The organism is Streptomyces bauhiniae, from assembly GCF_004784475.1.
Taxonomy (GTDB): domain Bacteria; phylum Actinomycetota; class Actinomycetes; order Streptomycetales; family Streptomycetaceae; genus Streptomyces; species Streptomyces seoulensis.
In genome coordinates, this window is the sequence record NZ_SRRT01000003.1 from 75,863 (window position 1) to 91,437 (window position 15,575).

The following is a 15,575-nucleotide window of genomic DNA, read 5'->3' on the forward strand; positions in this document are numbered from 1 at the left end:
GCTCCCCCGGCTGAAGCCCCGGCTACTTCTCCGTCTGGCCCGGTGCGTCCTCGACCTCGGCCATCGCCGGGTCCAGGACACGGGAGAGGAAGTGCCGGGTCCGCTCGTTCTTCGGGTTCCCGATGACCTCCTCGGGGGTGCCCTGCTCGACGATGACGCCGCCGTCCATGAAGACGACCCGGTCCGCGACCTCGCGGGCGAAGGTCATCTCGTGGGTGACGACCATCATCGTCATGCCCTCCTCGGCGAGCCCCCGCATCACCGCGAGCACGTCACCGACCAGCTCGGGGTCGAGCGCGGAGGTCGGCTCGTCGAAGAGCATTACCTCGGGGCCCATGGCGAGCGAGCGAGCGATGGCCACCCGCTGCTGCTGGCCGCCGGAGAGCGAGGACGGGTAGGCGTGCGCCTTGTCGGCGAGCCCGACCCGGGCCAGGTTCTCCGCCGCGACCTTCTCCGCCGCCGCTTTGTCCCGCCCGAGCACCCGGCGCTGGGGCAGCGTGAGGTTCTCGGTGACGTTCAGGTGCGGGAACAGGTTGAACTGCTGGAACACCATGCCGATGCGCCGGCGTACGGCGTCGATGTCCACGTCCGGGTCGGTCAGCTCGGTGCCGCCGACCACGATGGTGCCCTGCTGGGGTTCCTCCAGCAGGTTGACGCAGCGCAGCAGGGTGGACTTGCCGGAGCCGGACGGCCCGATGACGCAGACTACCTCGCCCTGGCCGATCTCCAGATCGATGCCGCGCAGGACGTGGTTGTCGCCGAAGGACTTGTGCAGCCCCTCGACGCGGATCTCGGGGGTGCTCACCGGATCGCCTCCTGGGACTTGGACTCCATCCGCCGGACGACGAAGCCGAGCGGGATGGTGACCAGCAGGTAGCACAGGCCGGCCACCAGGATGGGGGTGGAGTTGGCGGTGGTGCTGGCCAGGTCGTTGCCGAACTTGGACAGCTCGCGCTCCTCCAGCGTGACCCCGAGGAACAGCACCAGCGAGGAGTCCTTGAAGAGCAGGACGAGTTCGTTGGTGAGCGGGGGCAGGATGATGCGGAACGCCTGCGGGATGACGATGGAGATCATGGCCCGCGCGGGCGAGAAGCCCAGCGAACGCGCCGCCTCCATCTGTCCCTTGGGCACCGCCTGGATGCCCGCCCGGATCGTCTCGGCCATGTACGCGGCCGAGACCAGACCGAGGGCGACCGCGACCTTGCCATAGGTGCCGCCCGGATACTGCACGTCCGGGAAGGCCAGCGGCACGCCGACGCCGACGAAGATGAAGATCAGCAGGGCGGGCAGGCCCCGGAAGATCTCGATGTAGATCCCGGCGAGCCAGCGGTACGGCCCCACCGAGGACAGCCGCATCAGCGCCACGACGATGCCCAGCACCAGACCGACCACGAAGCCGGACAGCGTGTAGAGCACGGTGTTCTTCAGCGCCAGCGTGATGATGTCCGGGAACATCTGCTCGGCGATGGGCAGTTGCGCGAACTGGTTCTTCAGCCGTCCCCAGTCCGCGGAGAACGCGAAGGCGAGGACGGCGGCGACGAAGACGACGTACTGCGCGCCGCGCGAGAGCCTGCGCCGCTGCCTGCGGGTCAGGCCCTTCTTGCGGGGCTGGATGCGGGTGTCCGTGTCGGCCATCGGGTCAGGAGCCCGCGGAGGGGGAGGCGGCGGACGGGTCGTACGGGCCGATCCACTTCTCGTAGATCTTCTTGTACTCGCCGTCGGACTTGGCGCGGGCGAGCGCCTTGTTGACGGCGTCGCGCAGGGCGGTGTTGCCCTTCTTCACCGTGAAGCCGTACTGCTCGCCGGTGTTGATGTTGTCCACCACCTGGAAGGCGGCGGAGTTGGCCTTGTCCTTCAGCCAGCCCTGGACCACCGGGTAGTCGATGACCACGGCCTGGACCTGGCCGGTGCGCAGGCCGTTGAGGACCGCGTCGGAGGAGTGGAAGGAGACCGGGTCGAGACCCTTGCTCTTGGCGAGGTCCTCACCGGTGGTCTGCGCCTGCGCGCCGAGCTTCTTGCCCTTGAGGTCGGCGATCGACTTGATGCCGCTCTTCTTGTCGACCAGCACGGCCTGGGTGGCCTCGAAGTACGGGTCGGAGAAGTCGACGTTCTTCTTGCGCTCGTCGGTGATCGTCATACCGGCCGCGGCCAGGTCGCACTGGCCGGAGTTGAGGAAGGCGCCGGTCTTGAAGTTCTCGAACGGCGTGTCCACGATCTTCTGCTTGACGCCCAGGTCCTTGGCAACCAGGTCGATCAGGGAGACGTCGAAGCCCTGCACCTTGCCGTCCACCACCGACTGGAACGGCGGGTAGGGCAGGTGGGTGCAGACGGTCAGCGCTCCGGCGTTGGCGAGGTGGACCCCCTTGACGGTGGTCTTCCCGCCCCCGCCGCCCGAGGAGGAGCAGCCGGCGACGAGCGCGATCGCGGCCGTCGCGGTGATGGCTGCCAGCACACGGGGCCGGCGCCGAAGGAGGGTCTTCATGGGGGGAATCTCCCGATCGGGGGAACTGTGGGTTCCGATTATAAGGAGAGGTTTGGGCCTCTCAAATCAAACTGATGGCTTCGCGGCCGTCCAGCCTAAGATGTCGCCGGTCAAAACGGCACGGAGGCCGCCAGTTACCCTCGTCACCGTCGGCCCGCCGGGGCCGGCCCCGTGGACCTCGTGAGCGAAGAAGGCACCCGCCGTGACCCATCCCCTCCTCGACCTGCCCCCGCTGACCGCCGCGCGGTTCGCCGCCATCGAGGACCGGGTGGCCCGGCTGCTGGACACCCGGCAGGACGTGCTGATCACCCAGGGCGAGGCGCTGCTGCCGCTGGAGGGCGCGATCCGCGCGGCCGCCGGTCCGGGCACCGTCGCGCTGAACGTGATCACCGGCCCGTACGGCCAGACCTTCGGCGACTGGCTGCGCGACTCCGGCGCGACCGTGCACGACCTCGCGGTGCCGTTCGACTCGGCGGTCACCGCCGACCAGGTCCGGGCGGCGTTCGCCGAGCACCCGGAGATCGACTTCGTCTCCCTGGTGCACGCGGAGGCCGCCACCGGCAACACCAACCCGGTCGCGGAGATCGGCGAGGCGGTACGGGAGCAGGGCGCCCTCTTCTACCTGGACGCCGTCGCCTCGGTCGGCGCCGAGCCGGTGCTGCCGGACGCGTGGGGCGTGGACCTGTGCGTGATCGGCGCCCAGAAGGCGATGGGCGGGCCCGCCGGGGTCTCCGCGATCTCGGTGAGCGAGCGGGCCTGGGAGCGGATGGCCGCCAACCCGGACGCGCCGCGCCGCTCCTACCTCTCCCTGCTGGACTGGAAGGAGCGCTGGATCGACGGCGGCCGCAAGGCGCTGCCGCACGCCCCGGCCCAGTTGGAGATGCTGGCGCTGGACGCCTGTGTCGAGCGGATCGAGGCGGACGGCCTGGACACGGTGATGGCCCGGCACCGCGACCTCGCGCGGGCGACCCGGGCGGGCGCGCTCGCGCTCGGCGGCGGCCTCCAGCCCTATGTGCGCGAGGAGCGCGACGCCGCACCGGTGGCGACCACGCTGCGGGTGCCGGCGGGCACGGTGGCCTCGGAGCTGGTGGCGCGGGCGCTGGAGAGCGACCCGGGGCTGCCGCTGGCCGCCGGTGGCGGGGCGCTGGCCAAGGAGATGATCCGGGTGAACCACTACGGACCCGACGCCACGCCGCAGGTGGTGCGCCGCGCGCTGACGGCGCTGGGCGCGGCGCTGGCCGGAGAGGGCCTGACGGTGGACCCGGAGGCGGCCGCGGCGGCGGTGGACGAGTTCCTGCTCTGACCCCCGGCACCGAGGAGCGGCCCGCGCGATTCCGCGCGGGCCGTTTTCTTTTTATCCATATGACGTAAATTCCCCGTGAATTCAATCGTCCAGGCCCAGCCTTTTTATCCTGCCCGGATTTTGCAGAGCTAAACAACTTCGATTTCCAACAGGTTTCCGTCCTGTGACACACTCCACACAGGGAGCTTTTTGTCCCGTTTTAACCTAGGTCAAACCCGGCATAACGCCGAGAGGTCCAGACCCCGCCGAGATCACCCCCGTGCATTTCGCAATTCACCTCGCTAAATTCAGGCCGCATGACTTCCGCATCCGCCGACCTGCTCATCGACAGACCCGCGGTCACCGACGGCGCCGCACTCTGGCGTCTCGCCAAGGACTCGAAAACGCTCGACCTGAACTCCTCGTACAGCTATCTGCTGTGGTGCCGGGACTTCGCCGGCACCTCGGCGGTGGCCCGTGGCGCGGACGGCGAGCCGGTCGGGTTCGTCACCGGGTACGTCCGCCCGGACCGCCCGCACACGCTGCTGGTCTGGCAGGTGGCCGTGGACGGCTCCCAGCGCGGCAAGGGCATCGCCGGCGCGCTGCTGGACGGGCTGACCGCGCGGCTCGCGGCCGAGCAGGGCGTGACGGATGTGGAGACGACCATCACCCCCGGCAACACCGCCTCCGAGCGGCTGTTCACCTCGTTCGCCGAGCGCCACGGCGCCGGGCTGACCCGCGAGGTGCTGTTTCCGGAGGAGCTGTTCCCCGACGGCCCGCACGACCCCGAAGTGCTGTACCGCATAGGCCCGCTGACCCACGTCCCGGCGCACTGACGTCCCCCGAGGAGCGAATCACCGTGACCATCACCCAGCCCGACCTGAGCGTCTTCGAGACCGTGGAGTCCGAGGTCCGCAGCTACTGCCGCGGCTGGCCCGTCGTGTTCGACCAGGCGCGGGGCAGCAGGATGTACGACGAGGACGGCCATGCCTACCTCGACTTCTTCGCCGGGGCCGGCTCACTCAACTACGGCCACAACAACCCGGTGCTGAAACGGGCGCTGATCGACTATCTGGCCCGCGACGGGGTGACCCACGGCCTGGACATGTCGACCACGGCCAAGCGGACCTTCCTCCAGACCTTCCAGGACCTGGTGCTCCGGCCGCGCGACCTGCCGTACAAGGTCATGTTCCCGGGCCCGACGGGCACCAACGCGGTGGAGTCCGCGCTGAAGCTGGCCCGGAAGGTGAAGGGGCGCGAGGCGATCGTGTCCTTCACCAACGCCTTCCACGGCATGTCGCTGGGCTCGCTCGCGGTCACCGGCAACGCCTTCAAGCGGGCCGGCGCCGGCATCCCGCTGGTGCACGGCACCCCGATGCCGTTCGACAACTACTTCGACGGCACCGTGCCGGACTTCCTGTGGTTCGAGCGGCTGCTGGAGGACCAGGGCTCCGGCCTGAACAAGCCTGCCGCGGTGATCGTGGAGACCGTGCAGGGCGAGGGCGGCATCAACGTGGCCCGGCCCGAGTGGCTGCGCGCGCTGAAGGAGCTGTGCGAGCGGCAGGACATGCTGCTGATCGTCGACGACATCCAGATGGGCTGCGGCCGTACCGGCCCGTTCTTCTCCTTCGAGGACGCGGGGATCACCCCGGACATCGTCACGGTCTCCAAGTCGATCTCCGGCTACGGCCTGCCGATGTCGCTGTGCCTGTTCAAGCCGGAGCTGGACATCTGGGAGCCGGGCGAGCACAACGGCACCTTCCGCGGCAACAACCCGGCGTTCGTCACGGCCACGGCCGCGCTGGAGACGTACTGGGCGGACGGCGCCGCGATGGAGAAGCAGACCCGTACGCGCGGTGAGCAGATCGAGCGCGAGCTGATCTCCATCACCGAGGAGAACCTCGCCGACGTCAAGGAGTACCGCGGGCGCGGGCTGGTGTGGGGCCTGGAGTTCCACCACAGCGACCGTGCCTCGCGGGTGGCCAAGCGCGCCTTCGAGCTGGGGCTGCTGATCGAGACGTCCGGCCCGCAGGGCGAGGTCGTCAAGCTGCTGCCGGCGCTGACCATCACCCCGGAGGAGCTGGACGAGGGGCTGAGCATCCTCGCCCGCGCCGTCCGCGAGACCGCCTGACCAGCACGACCGCCTGACCGGCTAGTAAAGAGGAGGAGACACCGTGATCGTCCGTTCGTTCAAGGACATCGAGGGCACCGACCGGCATGTGAAGGCCAAATCGGGTACCTGGGAGAGCAAGCGCATCGTGCTCGCCAAGGAGCGGGTCGGCTTCTCCCTGCACGAGACGGTCCTGTACGCCGGGACCGAGACGTCGATGTGGTACGCCAACCACATCGAGGCCGTCGTCTGCACCGAGGGCGAGGCCGAGCTGACCGACCACGAGGACGGGCAGGTGTACACCATCACGCCCGGCACCATGTACCTGCTGAACGGGCACGAGCGCCACACGCTGCGGGTGAAGGAGGACTTCCGCTGCATCTGCGTGTTCAACCCGCCCGTCACCGGCCGGGAGGACCACGACGAGAACGGCGTCTACCCGCTGCTCACCGAGCCCGAGGAGGTGTGAGAACCATGACCACGCTCACCACCACGCCCACCGACCTGTACCCGAGCCGGGGCGCGACCGAGGTCCGGGTCCCGCGCAAGGACCCGGTCGTCTGGGGTTCCCCGGACACGCCGGGCCCGATCCAGGCGGCCGAGCTGGAAGGGTTCGAGCGCGACGGCTTCCTCACCGTCGACCAGATCATCACCCCCGCCGAGGTGCAGGTCTACCAGCGTGAGCTGGACCGGCTGGTCGGCGACCCGGCGATCCGCGCCGACGAGCGCTCGATCGTGGAGCCGCAGTCCGGGGAGATCCGCTCGGTCTTCGAGGTGCACCGGCTCAGCGAGCTGTTCGCCAACCTGGTGCACGACGAGCGGGTGGTGGGCCGGGCCCGGCAGATCCTGGGCTCGGACGTCTACGTCCACCAGTCGCGGATCAACGTCAAGCCCGGTTTCGGGGCGAGCGGCTTCTACTGGCACTCGGACTTCGAGACCTGGCACGCCGAGGACGGCCTCCCCCACATGCGTACGGTGTCCGTCTCGATCGCGCTGACCGAGAACTACGACACCAACGGCGGCCTCATGATCATGCCGGGGTCGCACAAGACGTACCTGGGCTGCGCCGGTGCCACGCCGAAGGACAACTACAAGAAGTCGCTCCAGATGCAGGACGCGGGCACCCCGTCCGACGAGGCGCTGACCGAGCTGGCCAGTGAGCACGGCATCCGCCTGTTCACCGGCGCGGCGGGTTCGGCCACCTGGTTCGACTGCAACTGCATGCACGGCTCCGGCGACAACATCACGCCGTTCCCGCGCAGCAACGTCTTCATCGTGTTCAACAGCGTGGAGAACACGGCCGTGGAGCCGTTCGCGGCGCCGGTGCGCAGGCCGGAGTTCATCGGGGCGCGGGACTTCACTCCGGTGCGGTAGCCCTCGCCCGACCCTGGTCACCGGGCCGGTGCCTCTTCGTGTGGGACGAGAGGCACCGGCCCGGTCATGTGCGCGTACTCAGCCGTCGAGCGCGTCCAGCAGGCGGTCGACGTCCGCCTCGGTGTTGTAGAGGTGGAAGGCCGCGCGCAGATTGCCGGCCCGGTCGGACACCTCGATGCCGGCGCGGCCCAGCTCCGGCTGACGGGAGCCCAGCCCCGGCACCGAGACGATCGCGGAGCCCGGCGCGGGCAGCGCCTCGTGGCCGAGCGCGGCGAGCCCGGCCCGGTAGCGGTCGGCCAGGGCGATGTCGTGGGCGTGGATCGCGGACACGCCCAGCTCCTCGATCAGCTCCAGCGAGCGGCGCAGTGCCGGGTAGCAGAACAGGGCGGGGCTGAGGTCGAACCGCCGTGCGGAGTGGGCGAGTTCGGTGACGGGGCCGTAACAGCTCTCCCAGGGCCGCTCGCCCGCGACCCAGCTCGCGAGCAGCGGGGTGAGCCCGCCGAAGTCCTCGGGGACGACGAGGAAGGCGACGCCGTGCGGGCCGAGCAGCCACTTGTAGGACACCGACGCGGTGAAGTCCCACTCCCCCGCCTCCATCGGCAGCCATCCGGCCGCCTGGGAGTAGTCCACGTAGGTACGCGCGCCGTGGGCGCGGGCCGCCTCGCGCAGCGCGGGCAGGTCGGCCACCTTGCCGTCGGCGGACTGCGCGGCGCTGACGGCGACGAGCGCGGTGCCGGGGCGGACGGACTCGGCGATCCGCTCCACGGGCACCGCGCGCACCTTGAGGTCGCCCCGGACGTGGAACGGGTTGGGCACGGAGGCGAAGTCGTCCTCGGCGGTGAGGACTTCGGCGCCGGAGGGCAGCGAGGCGGCGATCACTCCGCTGTGCGCGGCGACCGAGGCGCCGAGCGCGACCCGCTCGACGGGGACTCCGGCGAGCCGGGCGAAGGCGGCCCGGCACGCCTCCACGTCGTCCCAGAGCGCGGTCAGCGGCTGTCCCTGCGCGCGCAGCAGGGCCGCCTCGTAGAGGGCGGTGACGGCGCGGGCGGGCAGCAGGCCGTTGCTGGCGGTGTTGAGGAAGGTGCCGACCGGGGCGAACTCGGCGCGGACGAGGCTCTCGAACGTCTCCGTGGTCTCCATGACTCCACTGTGCGGCGCCCGGATGCCGTCGTCCATCACGCATCTCTACAGGGTGTGCCCAAGCAACCCTTATGCGTCAGCCCTGCTGGGGCACCGCGCAGCCGTCGGGGCCACAGGTGCCGGCGTCGTCCTGGGCGACCGTCTTCAGCGGGGAGCGGTCGCCCCACGCCTGGGTGAGGGCCTGGGTGAAGACCTCGGCGGGCTGGGCGCCGGAGACGCCGTAGGTGCGGTCGAGGACGAAGAAGGGGACGCCGTTCGCGCCGAGCTGGGCGGCCTCGCGCTCGTCGGCGCGGACCTCGTCGGCGTAGGCGCTGGGGTCGGCGAGGACGGCGCGGGTGGCGTCGGCGTCCAGGCCGGCCTCGGCGGCCAGCTCGACCAGATGGTCGTCGCCGCCGGTGAACACCGACTGCTCGTCGGCGAAGTTGGCCCGGTAGAGGCGGTCCAACAGCGCCTCCTGCCGACCCTGCTCCTTGGCGAAGTGCAGCAGGCGGTGCAGGTCGAAGGTGCTGCCGTGGTCGCGGCCACGGGTGCGGTAGTCGAGGCCCTCGGCGGCGGCCTGGGCGCCGAGGTTGTCCTCGCCGGCCTCGGCCTGCGCCGCGCTCATGCCGTACTTCCGGGTGAGCATGTCGAGCACCGGCTGTACGTCGCCCTTGGCGCGGCCGGGGTCCAGTTCGAAGGAGCGGTGCACGACCTCGACCTCGTCCCGGTGCGGGAACGCGGCGAGCGCCTTCTCGAAGCGTGCCTTGCCGACGTAGCACCAGGGGCAGGCGATGTCGGACCAGATCTCGACGCGCATCTTCAGGGCTCTCTTCCGCTCGTACGTACCGGACGGGCTCTCGCCGTCCGGTACGTGAACGTTCAAGCAGCTTGGTTCATTCCCCCGGCGGGGTCCAGCGCAGGAACAGATGGTGGTCGTCCTCGGCGGGCGGCTTCTCCGGGTCGGGGACCCAGCCCTGGCGGGCGTAGAACGCCTGCGCGCGCCGGTTGTCCACGTGCACGTCGAGCACGGCGGTCCGTTTGCCCCCGGCGAGCCACCGCTCGACGCAGGCGGCGTGCAGGGCGCTGCCGAGGCCCGCGCGCCAGCGGTCCGGCGCGACATGGAACTGGTACAGCTTCACGGTGTCCGCCGGCTCGCCCTCCGGGGTCCGGAACGAGGCGATCGCGACGATCTCCCCGTCCCGCACCCCGCACAGCACCTCCCCGTCCGGCCGCTCGACGGCCCCGCGCCAGGCGTCGGTCCAGTCGAAGTCGGACGGCGGCAGCCCGTCCGGGTAGTACGTCGCGCGGGCCCGCGCGTGCAGCGCGGCGATCGCCTCGGCCTCCCCGGCCTCGGCGGGACGGATCACCAGGGCACCCGCTGTCTCGTCACTGATCATGTGGCTCAGGACGTACGGGCCCCCGCGCGCGGTTCCTCAGCTCCCGTCGCGCAGGTCGGCGGGCCAGGTGGGCCGGAACTCCAGGTGGTCGTAGGTCACCACGCAGCCCTCGCCGAGGGGGGACTGGGTCATGAAGCCGATGAGGGCGGCGCCGGTCTCCTTCTCGTCGCCGAGGGTGAAGAGGCGGACGAAGGTCCAGCGTTCGCCGTCGCGGGAGGCGTGGAAGGCCAGCGCGCGGCCGGTGCGGCTCACCCGGAGCCAGACGGAACTGCCGGGCCCGGTGAAGGAGTTGGCGTCGTCGGAGTGGCCGCGGGTGACCACCGTGCAGATGGTGGGCACGTCCGGGGAATTCTCCAGGCAGAGCTTGGCCCAGGCCCGGTCGCCGACGTGGACGTAGAGCACCCCGGCGTCGAAGGCGGCGTTGAAGCCGACCGTGACGCGGGCGATCAACTGGAAGTCGCCCTCGGGCGAGCCGAGCAGCCGGGGCGCGTCGGCGGCCGGGTCCAGCGCCTCCCCGGTCGGCGTGACGAACCGGTCCTGCCGGGGCCCGGCCCAGCCGGTGAGCACCCCCTTCTCGTACGACCAGTGCCCGTCCGGGCCGTACGTCCGCAAGGGGAAGGGGAGTTCGGGAAGCTCTATGTCCATCGGGCGATTCTCGCAGCCGTCGTACGTCAGCGTTCCAGGACTCCGTCGTACCGGCGGGGCAGGCCGAGCGGGTTGTCGTCGCGCAGCTCGGGCGGGAGCAGCGGCTCGGGGGTGTTCTGGTACGCGACCGGGCGCAGCCAGCGTTCGACGGCGGTGCCGCCGACCGAGGTCGAGGTGGAGGTGGTCGCGGGGTAGGGGCCGCCGTGGTGCTGGGCCGGGGCCACCGCGACGCCGGTCGGCCAGCCGTCGACCAGGACCCGGCCCGCCAGCGGGGTCAGCCGGGCCAGCAGCGCGGCCGCATCCCCCTCCCCCGCCGCCTCGGCCGGGGAGAGCTGCACGGTCGCGGTGAGACTGCCCGGCAGCCGCTCCAGTACGGCGGTCAGCTCGTCCTCGTCCGTGTAACGGGCGACCACGGTGACCGGGCCGAAGCATTCCTCCAGCAGCGGTGCGTGCGCGTCCTCGGTGAGCCGGGCCGCGGGGACGGTGAGGAAGCCCGCGCCGACCGTGTGCGCCCCGGCCGCGCCGGGTGTGACCGGCGAGTCCACCTCGGGCAGGGCGGTGCGCTCGCCGACGCCCGCGAGGAACGCGTCCCGCATGCGGTGGTCGAGCAGCACGCCGGGCTCGGTGTCGCTGACGGCGTCGGTGAGCGCCTTGACCAGGCCGTCGCCGTGCGCCCCGGCGGGCACCAGCACCAGGCCGGGCTTCACACAGAACTGGCCGACGCCGAGGGTCATGGCGGCGGCGAGTCCGGCGCCGATGTCCTGGGCCCGCTCGGCGGCCGCGTCCTCGGTGACCACGACCGGGTTGAGCGAGCCGAGTTCACCGTGGAAGGGGATCGGCACCGGGCGGGCGGCGGCCGCGTCGAACAGGGCCCGGCCGCCGCGCACCGACCCGGTGAAGCCCGCGGCGGCGACCAGGGGGTGCCCGATCAGGTCGACGCCCGCGGTGAAGCCGTGCACCAGGCCGACGACGCCGGCGGGCAGCCCGTGCGCGGTGGCGGCCCGGCGCAGCACCTTGGCGACCAGCTCGGACAGCGCCGGGTGGTCGGGGTGGGCCTTGACCACGACGGGGCAGCCCGCGGCGAGCGCGCTCGCGGTGTCGCCGCCCGCGACGGAGAAGGCGAAGGGGAAGTTGGAGGCCGCGTAGACGGCCACCACGCCGAGCGGGATCTTCCAGCGGCGCAGGTCCGGCACGGGCGGGGTGGCGGCGGGGTCGGGGTGGTCGATGACGACGTCCAGGAAGGCGCCCTCGTCGACCAGGTCGGCGAAGGCCCGCAACTGGTAGGCGGTGCGGGCGAGTTCGCCGGTGAGCCGGACCGGGCCGAGGGCGCTCTCGGCGTCGGCGACCTCGATCAGCAGCGCGCTGACCGTCTCCAGGCCGGTGGCCGCCTCGCGGAGGAACGCGGCGCGTACGGCGCGGTCCGCGAGGGTGCCGCGCGCGGCGTGCGCCTCCCGGACGGTGGCGTCCACCTCGTCGGCGGTGGCTTCCACCGCGACCTGCTCCCGGTGCTTCCCCGTACGCGGGTCGACACTCCAGACTGGTGCTGCTGTCACCGCGGTTCCCTCCAGACAAGGCCGCACTGCGGGGATTCGGCCATCGGCCCGTTCGATATGCTGAACGCCGTCTCCGATGGTGAATGAGCTGCTCGGAGACTATAGGCCGGAGGGGCTTACTCAACAGGGGTCCGGGGCCTTGGGGCGACGGCCGAGCGAAGGGTCCAGAAGCGATGACGGCAGCCGAGACGGGCGGCGGGGCGCAGGTCAAGTCCGCGGTGCGGACGGTGGAGTTGCTGGAGTACTTCGCGGGGCGGCCCGGCATGCACTCGCTGGCGGACGTGCAGGAGGCCGTCGGCTATCCCAAGTCCAGCCTGTACATGCTGCTGCGCACGCTGGTGGAGCTGGGCTGGGTGGAGACGGACGCGACCGGCACCCGGTACGGCATCGGGGTACGGGCGCTGCTGGTCGGCACCTCCTACATCGACGGCGACGAGGTGGTCGCGGCGGCCCGGCCCGCGCTGGACCGGCTGGCGGACGACACCACGGAGACCATCCACCTGGCCCGGCTGGACGGCACCAACGTGGTCTACCTCGCCACCCGTCAGTCCCAGCACTACCTGCGCCCCTTCACCCGCGTCGGCCGCCGGCTGCCCGCGCACTCGACCTCGCTGGGCAAGGCGCTGCTCGCCACGCACACCGACGACCAGGTACGGGCGCTGCTGCCCGAGAAGCTCCCCGCGCTCACCGAGCACACGGTGACCGACCGGGAGGAGCTGATCGCCGAGCTGCACCGCATCCGCGAGCAGGGGTACGCCGTGGACCGTGAGGAGAACACCCTCGGCCTGCGCTGCTTCGGCGTCGCCGTGCCGTACCGCACCCCGGCCCGTGACGCCGTGAGCTGCTCGGTCCCGGTGGCCCGGCTGACCCCGGCGCACGAGCAGATGATCAAGGACGCGCTGCTGGACGCGCGGGACCGGCTGACGCTGGCGACGCGGCGGCTGTGAGCGAGTGCCGTTGAGGGGGTGCCGTTGAGGGGGTGCCGTTGAGGGGGTGCCGTGCACACGGCATCGGCACGGTGGGCACTGAAAATCTGAACATGCGATGAGAACCGCGTCCGGGAGGGAACGGAACCGGTCGCCCCGGTCGTCTTCCCCTGCGCCATGAACAAGACGATCAGGCGCGCCGCCGTCTTCTCCCTGCTCCTCGTCCTCGCTCTGCTGCTCCGGGCGACCTGGGTGCAGTTCTACGACGGCAAGGCCCTCGCGGACTCCCCCGACAATCGCCGGAACGCCATCGGCACCTACTCCCGCCCGCTCGGCGACATCGTCGTGGGCGGCAAGGCGGTCACCGGTTCCGGCCGGGTCAGCGGGAGCGACCTCGCGTACCGGCGCACGTACACCGACGGCTCGCTGTACGCGGCGGTCACCGGCTACGCCTCGCAGGCGTACGCCCCCACCCAGCTCGAAGGTGTCTACGCCGACCTGCTCAACGGCACGGACACCCGGCTGCAGACCGTCATGGACACGGTCACCGGGCGGCGGGCCGATCCGGGCGACGTGATCACCACGATCGACCCGGCCGTGCAGAAGGCCGGTGCCCGGGCGCTGGGCGGCAACACGGGCGGGGCGGTGGCGATCGACCCGAAGACCGGCAAGATCCTCGCCATGGTCTCGACGCCGTCCTACGACCCCTCGGCGCTGACCGCCGCGAACACGGCGGGGACCGCCTGGCAGAAGCTCACCACCGACAAGGAGAAGCCGCTGGTCAACCGGGCCATGCGGCAGCCGCTGCCGCCCGGCTCGACCTTCAAGCTGGTCGTGGCCGCCGCCGCGCTGGAGGACGGGCTGTACCCGGACGTGGACCGGCCCACCGACAGCCCGGTGCCCTACACCCCGCCGGGCACCACCCGCGAGCTGCCCAACGAGAACACCGCCGCGCCCTGCGCGAACGCCTCGATCCGGGTGGCCCTGCAGTACTCCTGCAACAACGTCTTCGGCAAGCTCGCCGTCGACCTCGGCCAGGACAAGGTGCGGGCCATGGCCGAGAAGTTCGGCTTCGACGACGACAAGCTGGACGTACCGGTGCGGGCCTACCAGAGCGTGTATCCGGCCCACATGGACAAGGCGCTCACCGCGTTGTCGGGCATCGGGCAGTACGACGTCACCGCCACCCCGCTCCAGATGGCCATGGTGTCCTCCGCCATAGCGAACGGCGGGGAGCTGGTGGCGCCCCATATGGTGTCTCAGCTCACCACGGGCGACGGCGATGTGTTGCAGGACTTCGGGGACGCGGACCGCAAGCGGATCGTCAGCGCACGTACCGCCGAGCAGCTCCAGTCCGCGATGCAGACGGTGGTCCGGGACGGCACCGGACGGAACGCGCTCATCGACGGGGTCACGGTCGGCGGCAAGACCGGCACCGCTCAGCACGGCCCCAACAACAGCGAGACGCCGTACGCCTGGTTCACCGCGTACGGCAAGTCGGACAGCACGGGCCAGGAGGTCGCCGTGGCGGTGATGGTCGAGCAGTCCGGCGCGGCCCGCTCGGAGGTCAGCGGCAACGGGCTCGCGGCTCCGGTGGCCCGCGCGATGATGGCGGCGGCGCTCAAGGCGAGCTGAGCGCCGCCGGGTCATCGGGGTCGGCGGGCTCCGTCAGGAGACGAAGTACGTCGGGTTGGGCAGCTTGTACGTGCGGTCGGCGTAGCCGCCGTCCAGGTCGGAGTACTGGTCGCCGAAGTTGGCGATGATCTCGTACCCGAGGTCCTTCTCGATGTGCTTGCGGGTGCCGGCCTTGTACTGGACGGTGGTGCAGGTCCAGGTGCCCGGCGTGGCGCAACCGGACAGGTACGCGGGCGGGTTGGCCTTGTCCTTGAGGAACATGTGGCCGGCGTCCAGGTTGACGTCGGCGCCGACCTTCTTCAGGTTCTCCACCGCGCCGGGGCGCTGGGACTCGCTCAGGCCGGAGTTGTAGAACACCGCGACACCCTTGGAGGTGGCGTACCGCACCAGCTCCGGGCTGCCGAACACCTCGGGACGGTCGGCGCGGTTCACGTAGTCGTTCCAGGTGGCGGAGTCGTACGTGTAGTTGTAGCGCTTCTCGTAGTCGAGGCTCAGCAGCAGGGTGTCGTCGATGTCGAACACCACGGCCGGCTTCTCGCCCCGGTGATGGGCCTTGCGGGCCGCCTTGTCGATGTACCGCTTGGCGTCGGCGTCGATCCGCGCCAGGTCCTTGGCGTACGGGCTGGTGGGCGACGCCTGGTACTTGCCCGCGCTGTCGGCGGTGGTGCCGTAGTAGGTGTCGATGTCCTTCACCAGGAGCCCGATGTTGTACGGCTCATGCGTGGAGTTCGCCGTCGACTGCCCGGCGGTGGCCGCCCCGGCGCCGTACAGCGCACCCCCGGCAAGCGCACAGGCGGCGGTGGCGGCCGCGATCCGCAGTGATTTATGCATGACAGGTGTTCTACGCGCGTAAGCGCTGCCGCGCGACGGGTGTTGCAGGATCGAGATCAAGCCAGTCCCTGCGGGGCTTGGCGGGAGGGCTCGGCGGGCGGGCTCTGGAGCGCGGGGAGTCCTTGCGGGCGCAACCCGAACAAGGCCCTCGCAGGCGAGGCGGGTGGGCCCGGGGACGCGGGGAGTCCTTGAGGGCGCCGCTCGAATCGGCGCCGGGCCCT

Annotated in this window: 16 protein-coding genes; 7 read left to right on the top strand and 9 right to left on the bottom strand. The window is 71.1% G+C overall.

Features of this window, described 5'->3' with window-relative positions:
- Positions 1 to 22: 22 nt before the first annotated feature.
- Genes E5083_RS10425 through E5083_RS10435 form a run of 3 tightly spaced genes read right to left on the bottom strand, consistent with a single transcriptional unit; the run spans position 23 to position 2,482 of the window.
- Complete coding sequence (locus E5083_RS10425) at positions 23 to 805, bottom strand: amino acid ABC transporter ATP-binding protein (protein ID WP_135785375.1); 783 nt, start codon at positions 803 to 805, stop codon at positions 23 to 25.
- Positions 802 to 1,635, bottom strand: coding sequence for an amino acid ABC transporter permease (locus E5083_RS10430; protein WP_086695322.1), 834 nt, complete (start codon positions 1,633 to 1,635; stop codon positions 802 to 804). The genes E5083_RS10425 and E5083_RS10430 overlap by 4 nt, the downstream gene beginning before the upstream one ends.
- Positions 1,636 to 1,639: 4 nt before the next feature.
- On the bottom strand, positions 1,640 to 2,482 hold the full coding sequence (locus tag E5083_RS10435) for a basic amino acid ABC transporter substrate-binding protein (RefSeq protein WP_135785376.1): 843 nt from the start codon (positions 2,480 to 2,482) through the stop codon (positions 1,640 to 1,642).
- Between the two features lie 202 nt (positions 2,483 to 2,684).
- On the opposite strand from E5083_RS10435, the gene E5083_RS10440 reads away from it, so the two are divergent.
- From E5083_RS10440 to thpD, 5 genes are all read left to right on the top strand, one after another.
- Positions 2,685 to 3,785, top strand: coding sequence for a pyridoxal-phosphate-dependent aminotransferase family protein (locus E5083_RS10440; protein WP_135785377.1), 1,101 nt, complete (start codon positions 2,685 to 2,687; stop codon positions 3,783 to 3,785).
- Positions 3,786 to 4,081: 296 nt separating this feature from the next.
- Positions 4,082 to 4,600, top strand: a complete 519-nt coding sequence (gene ectA, locus E5083_RS10445) for a diaminobutyrate acetyltransferase (protein ID WP_135785378.1) — start codon at positions 4,082 to 4,084, stop codon at positions 4,598 to 4,600.
- 23 nt (positions 4,601 to 4,623) lie between these two features.
- Entirely contained in the window at positions 4,624 to 5,895 is a 1,272-nt protein-coding gene (gene ectB, locus E5083_RS10450) for a diaminobutyrate--2-oxoglutarate transaminase (RefSeq protein ID WP_135785379.1), read from the top strand.
- A 43-nt stretch (positions 5,896 to 5,938) separates the two neighbouring features.
- A complete protein-coding gene (locus tag E5083_RS10455; RefSeq protein ID WP_030815454.1) occupies positions 5,939 to 6,343 on the top strand; it encodes an ectoine synthase in 405 nt (134 codons plus the stop codon).
- A 5-nt stretch (positions 6,344 to 6,348) separates the two neighbouring features.
- Positions 6,349 to 7,248 carry an ectoine hydroxylase gene (gene thpD, locus E5083_RS10460; RefSeq protein ID WP_135785380.1) on the top strand — a complete coding sequence of 300 codons (900 nt, stop codon included), beginning with the start codon at positions 6,349 to 6,351 and terminating at the stop codon, positions 7,246 to 7,248.
- 78 nt (positions 7,249 to 7,326) lie between these two features.
- On the opposite strand, the gene E5083_RS10465 is transcribed toward thpD, so the two are convergent.
- The 5 genes from E5083_RS10465 to E5083_RS10485 all read right to left on the bottom strand — a co-directional run bounded on the left by E5083_RS10465 (position 7,327) and on the right by E5083_RS10485 (position 11,962).
- Positions 7,327 to 8,388, bottom strand: coding sequence for an aminotransferase class V-fold PLP-dependent enzyme (locus tag E5083_RS10465; protein ID WP_135785381.1), 1,062 nt, complete (start codon positions 8,386 to 8,388; stop codon positions 7,327 to 7,329).
- Positions 8,389 to 8,464: 76 nt separating this feature from the next.
- Complete coding sequence (locus E5083_RS10470; protein ID WP_135785960.1) at positions 8,465 to 9,184, bottom strand: DsbA family oxidoreductase; 720 nt, start codon at positions 9,182 to 9,184, stop codon at positions 8,465 to 8,467.
- 76 nt (positions 9,185 to 9,260) lie between these two features.
- Entirely contained in the window at positions 9,261 to 9,764 is a 504-nt protein-coding gene (locus E5083_RS10475; protein ID WP_208754022.1) for a GNAT family N-acetyltransferase, read from the bottom strand.
- A gap of 36 nt (positions 9,765 to 9,800) precedes the next feature.
- On the bottom strand, positions 9,801 to 10,409 hold the full coding sequence (locus tag E5083_RS10480; protein WP_135785382.1) for a DUF1349 domain-containing protein: 609 nt from the start codon (positions 10,407 to 10,409) through the stop codon (positions 9,801 to 9,803).
- A gap of 26 nt (positions 10,410 to 10,435) precedes the next feature.
- A complete protein-coding gene (locus E5083_RS10485) occupies positions 10,436 to 11,962 on the bottom strand; it encodes an aldehyde dehydrogenase (NADP(+)) (RefSeq protein ID WP_135785383.1) in 1,527 nt (508 codons plus the stop codon).
- Positions 11,963 to 12,135: 173 nt separating this feature from the next.
- Here E5083_RS10485 and E5083_RS10490 point away from each other — a divergent pair, with 173 nt between their 5' ends.
- Positions 12,136 to 12,909, top strand: coding sequence for an IclR family transcriptional regulator (locus tag E5083_RS10490; RefSeq protein ID WP_135785384.1), 774 nt, complete (start codon positions 12,136 to 12,138; stop codon positions 12,907 to 12,909).
- Between the two features lie 156 nt (positions 12,910 to 13,065).
- A complete protein-coding gene (locus E5083_RS10495) occupies positions 13,066 to 14,523 on the top strand; it encodes a peptidoglycan D,D-transpeptidase FtsI family protein (RefSeq protein WP_135785385.1) in 1,458 nt (485 codons plus the stop codon).
- Between the two features lie 33 nt (positions 14,524 to 14,556).
- Here E5083_RS10495 and E5083_RS10500 read toward each other — a convergent pair whose 3' ends face one another.
- On the bottom strand, positions 14,557 to 15,354 hold the full coding sequence (locus E5083_RS10500; RefSeq protein WP_135785386.1) for an HAD family acid phosphatase: 798 nt from the start codon (positions 15,352 to 15,354) through the stop codon (positions 14,557 to 14,559).
- Positions 15,355 to 15,575 lie beyond the last annotated feature (221 nt).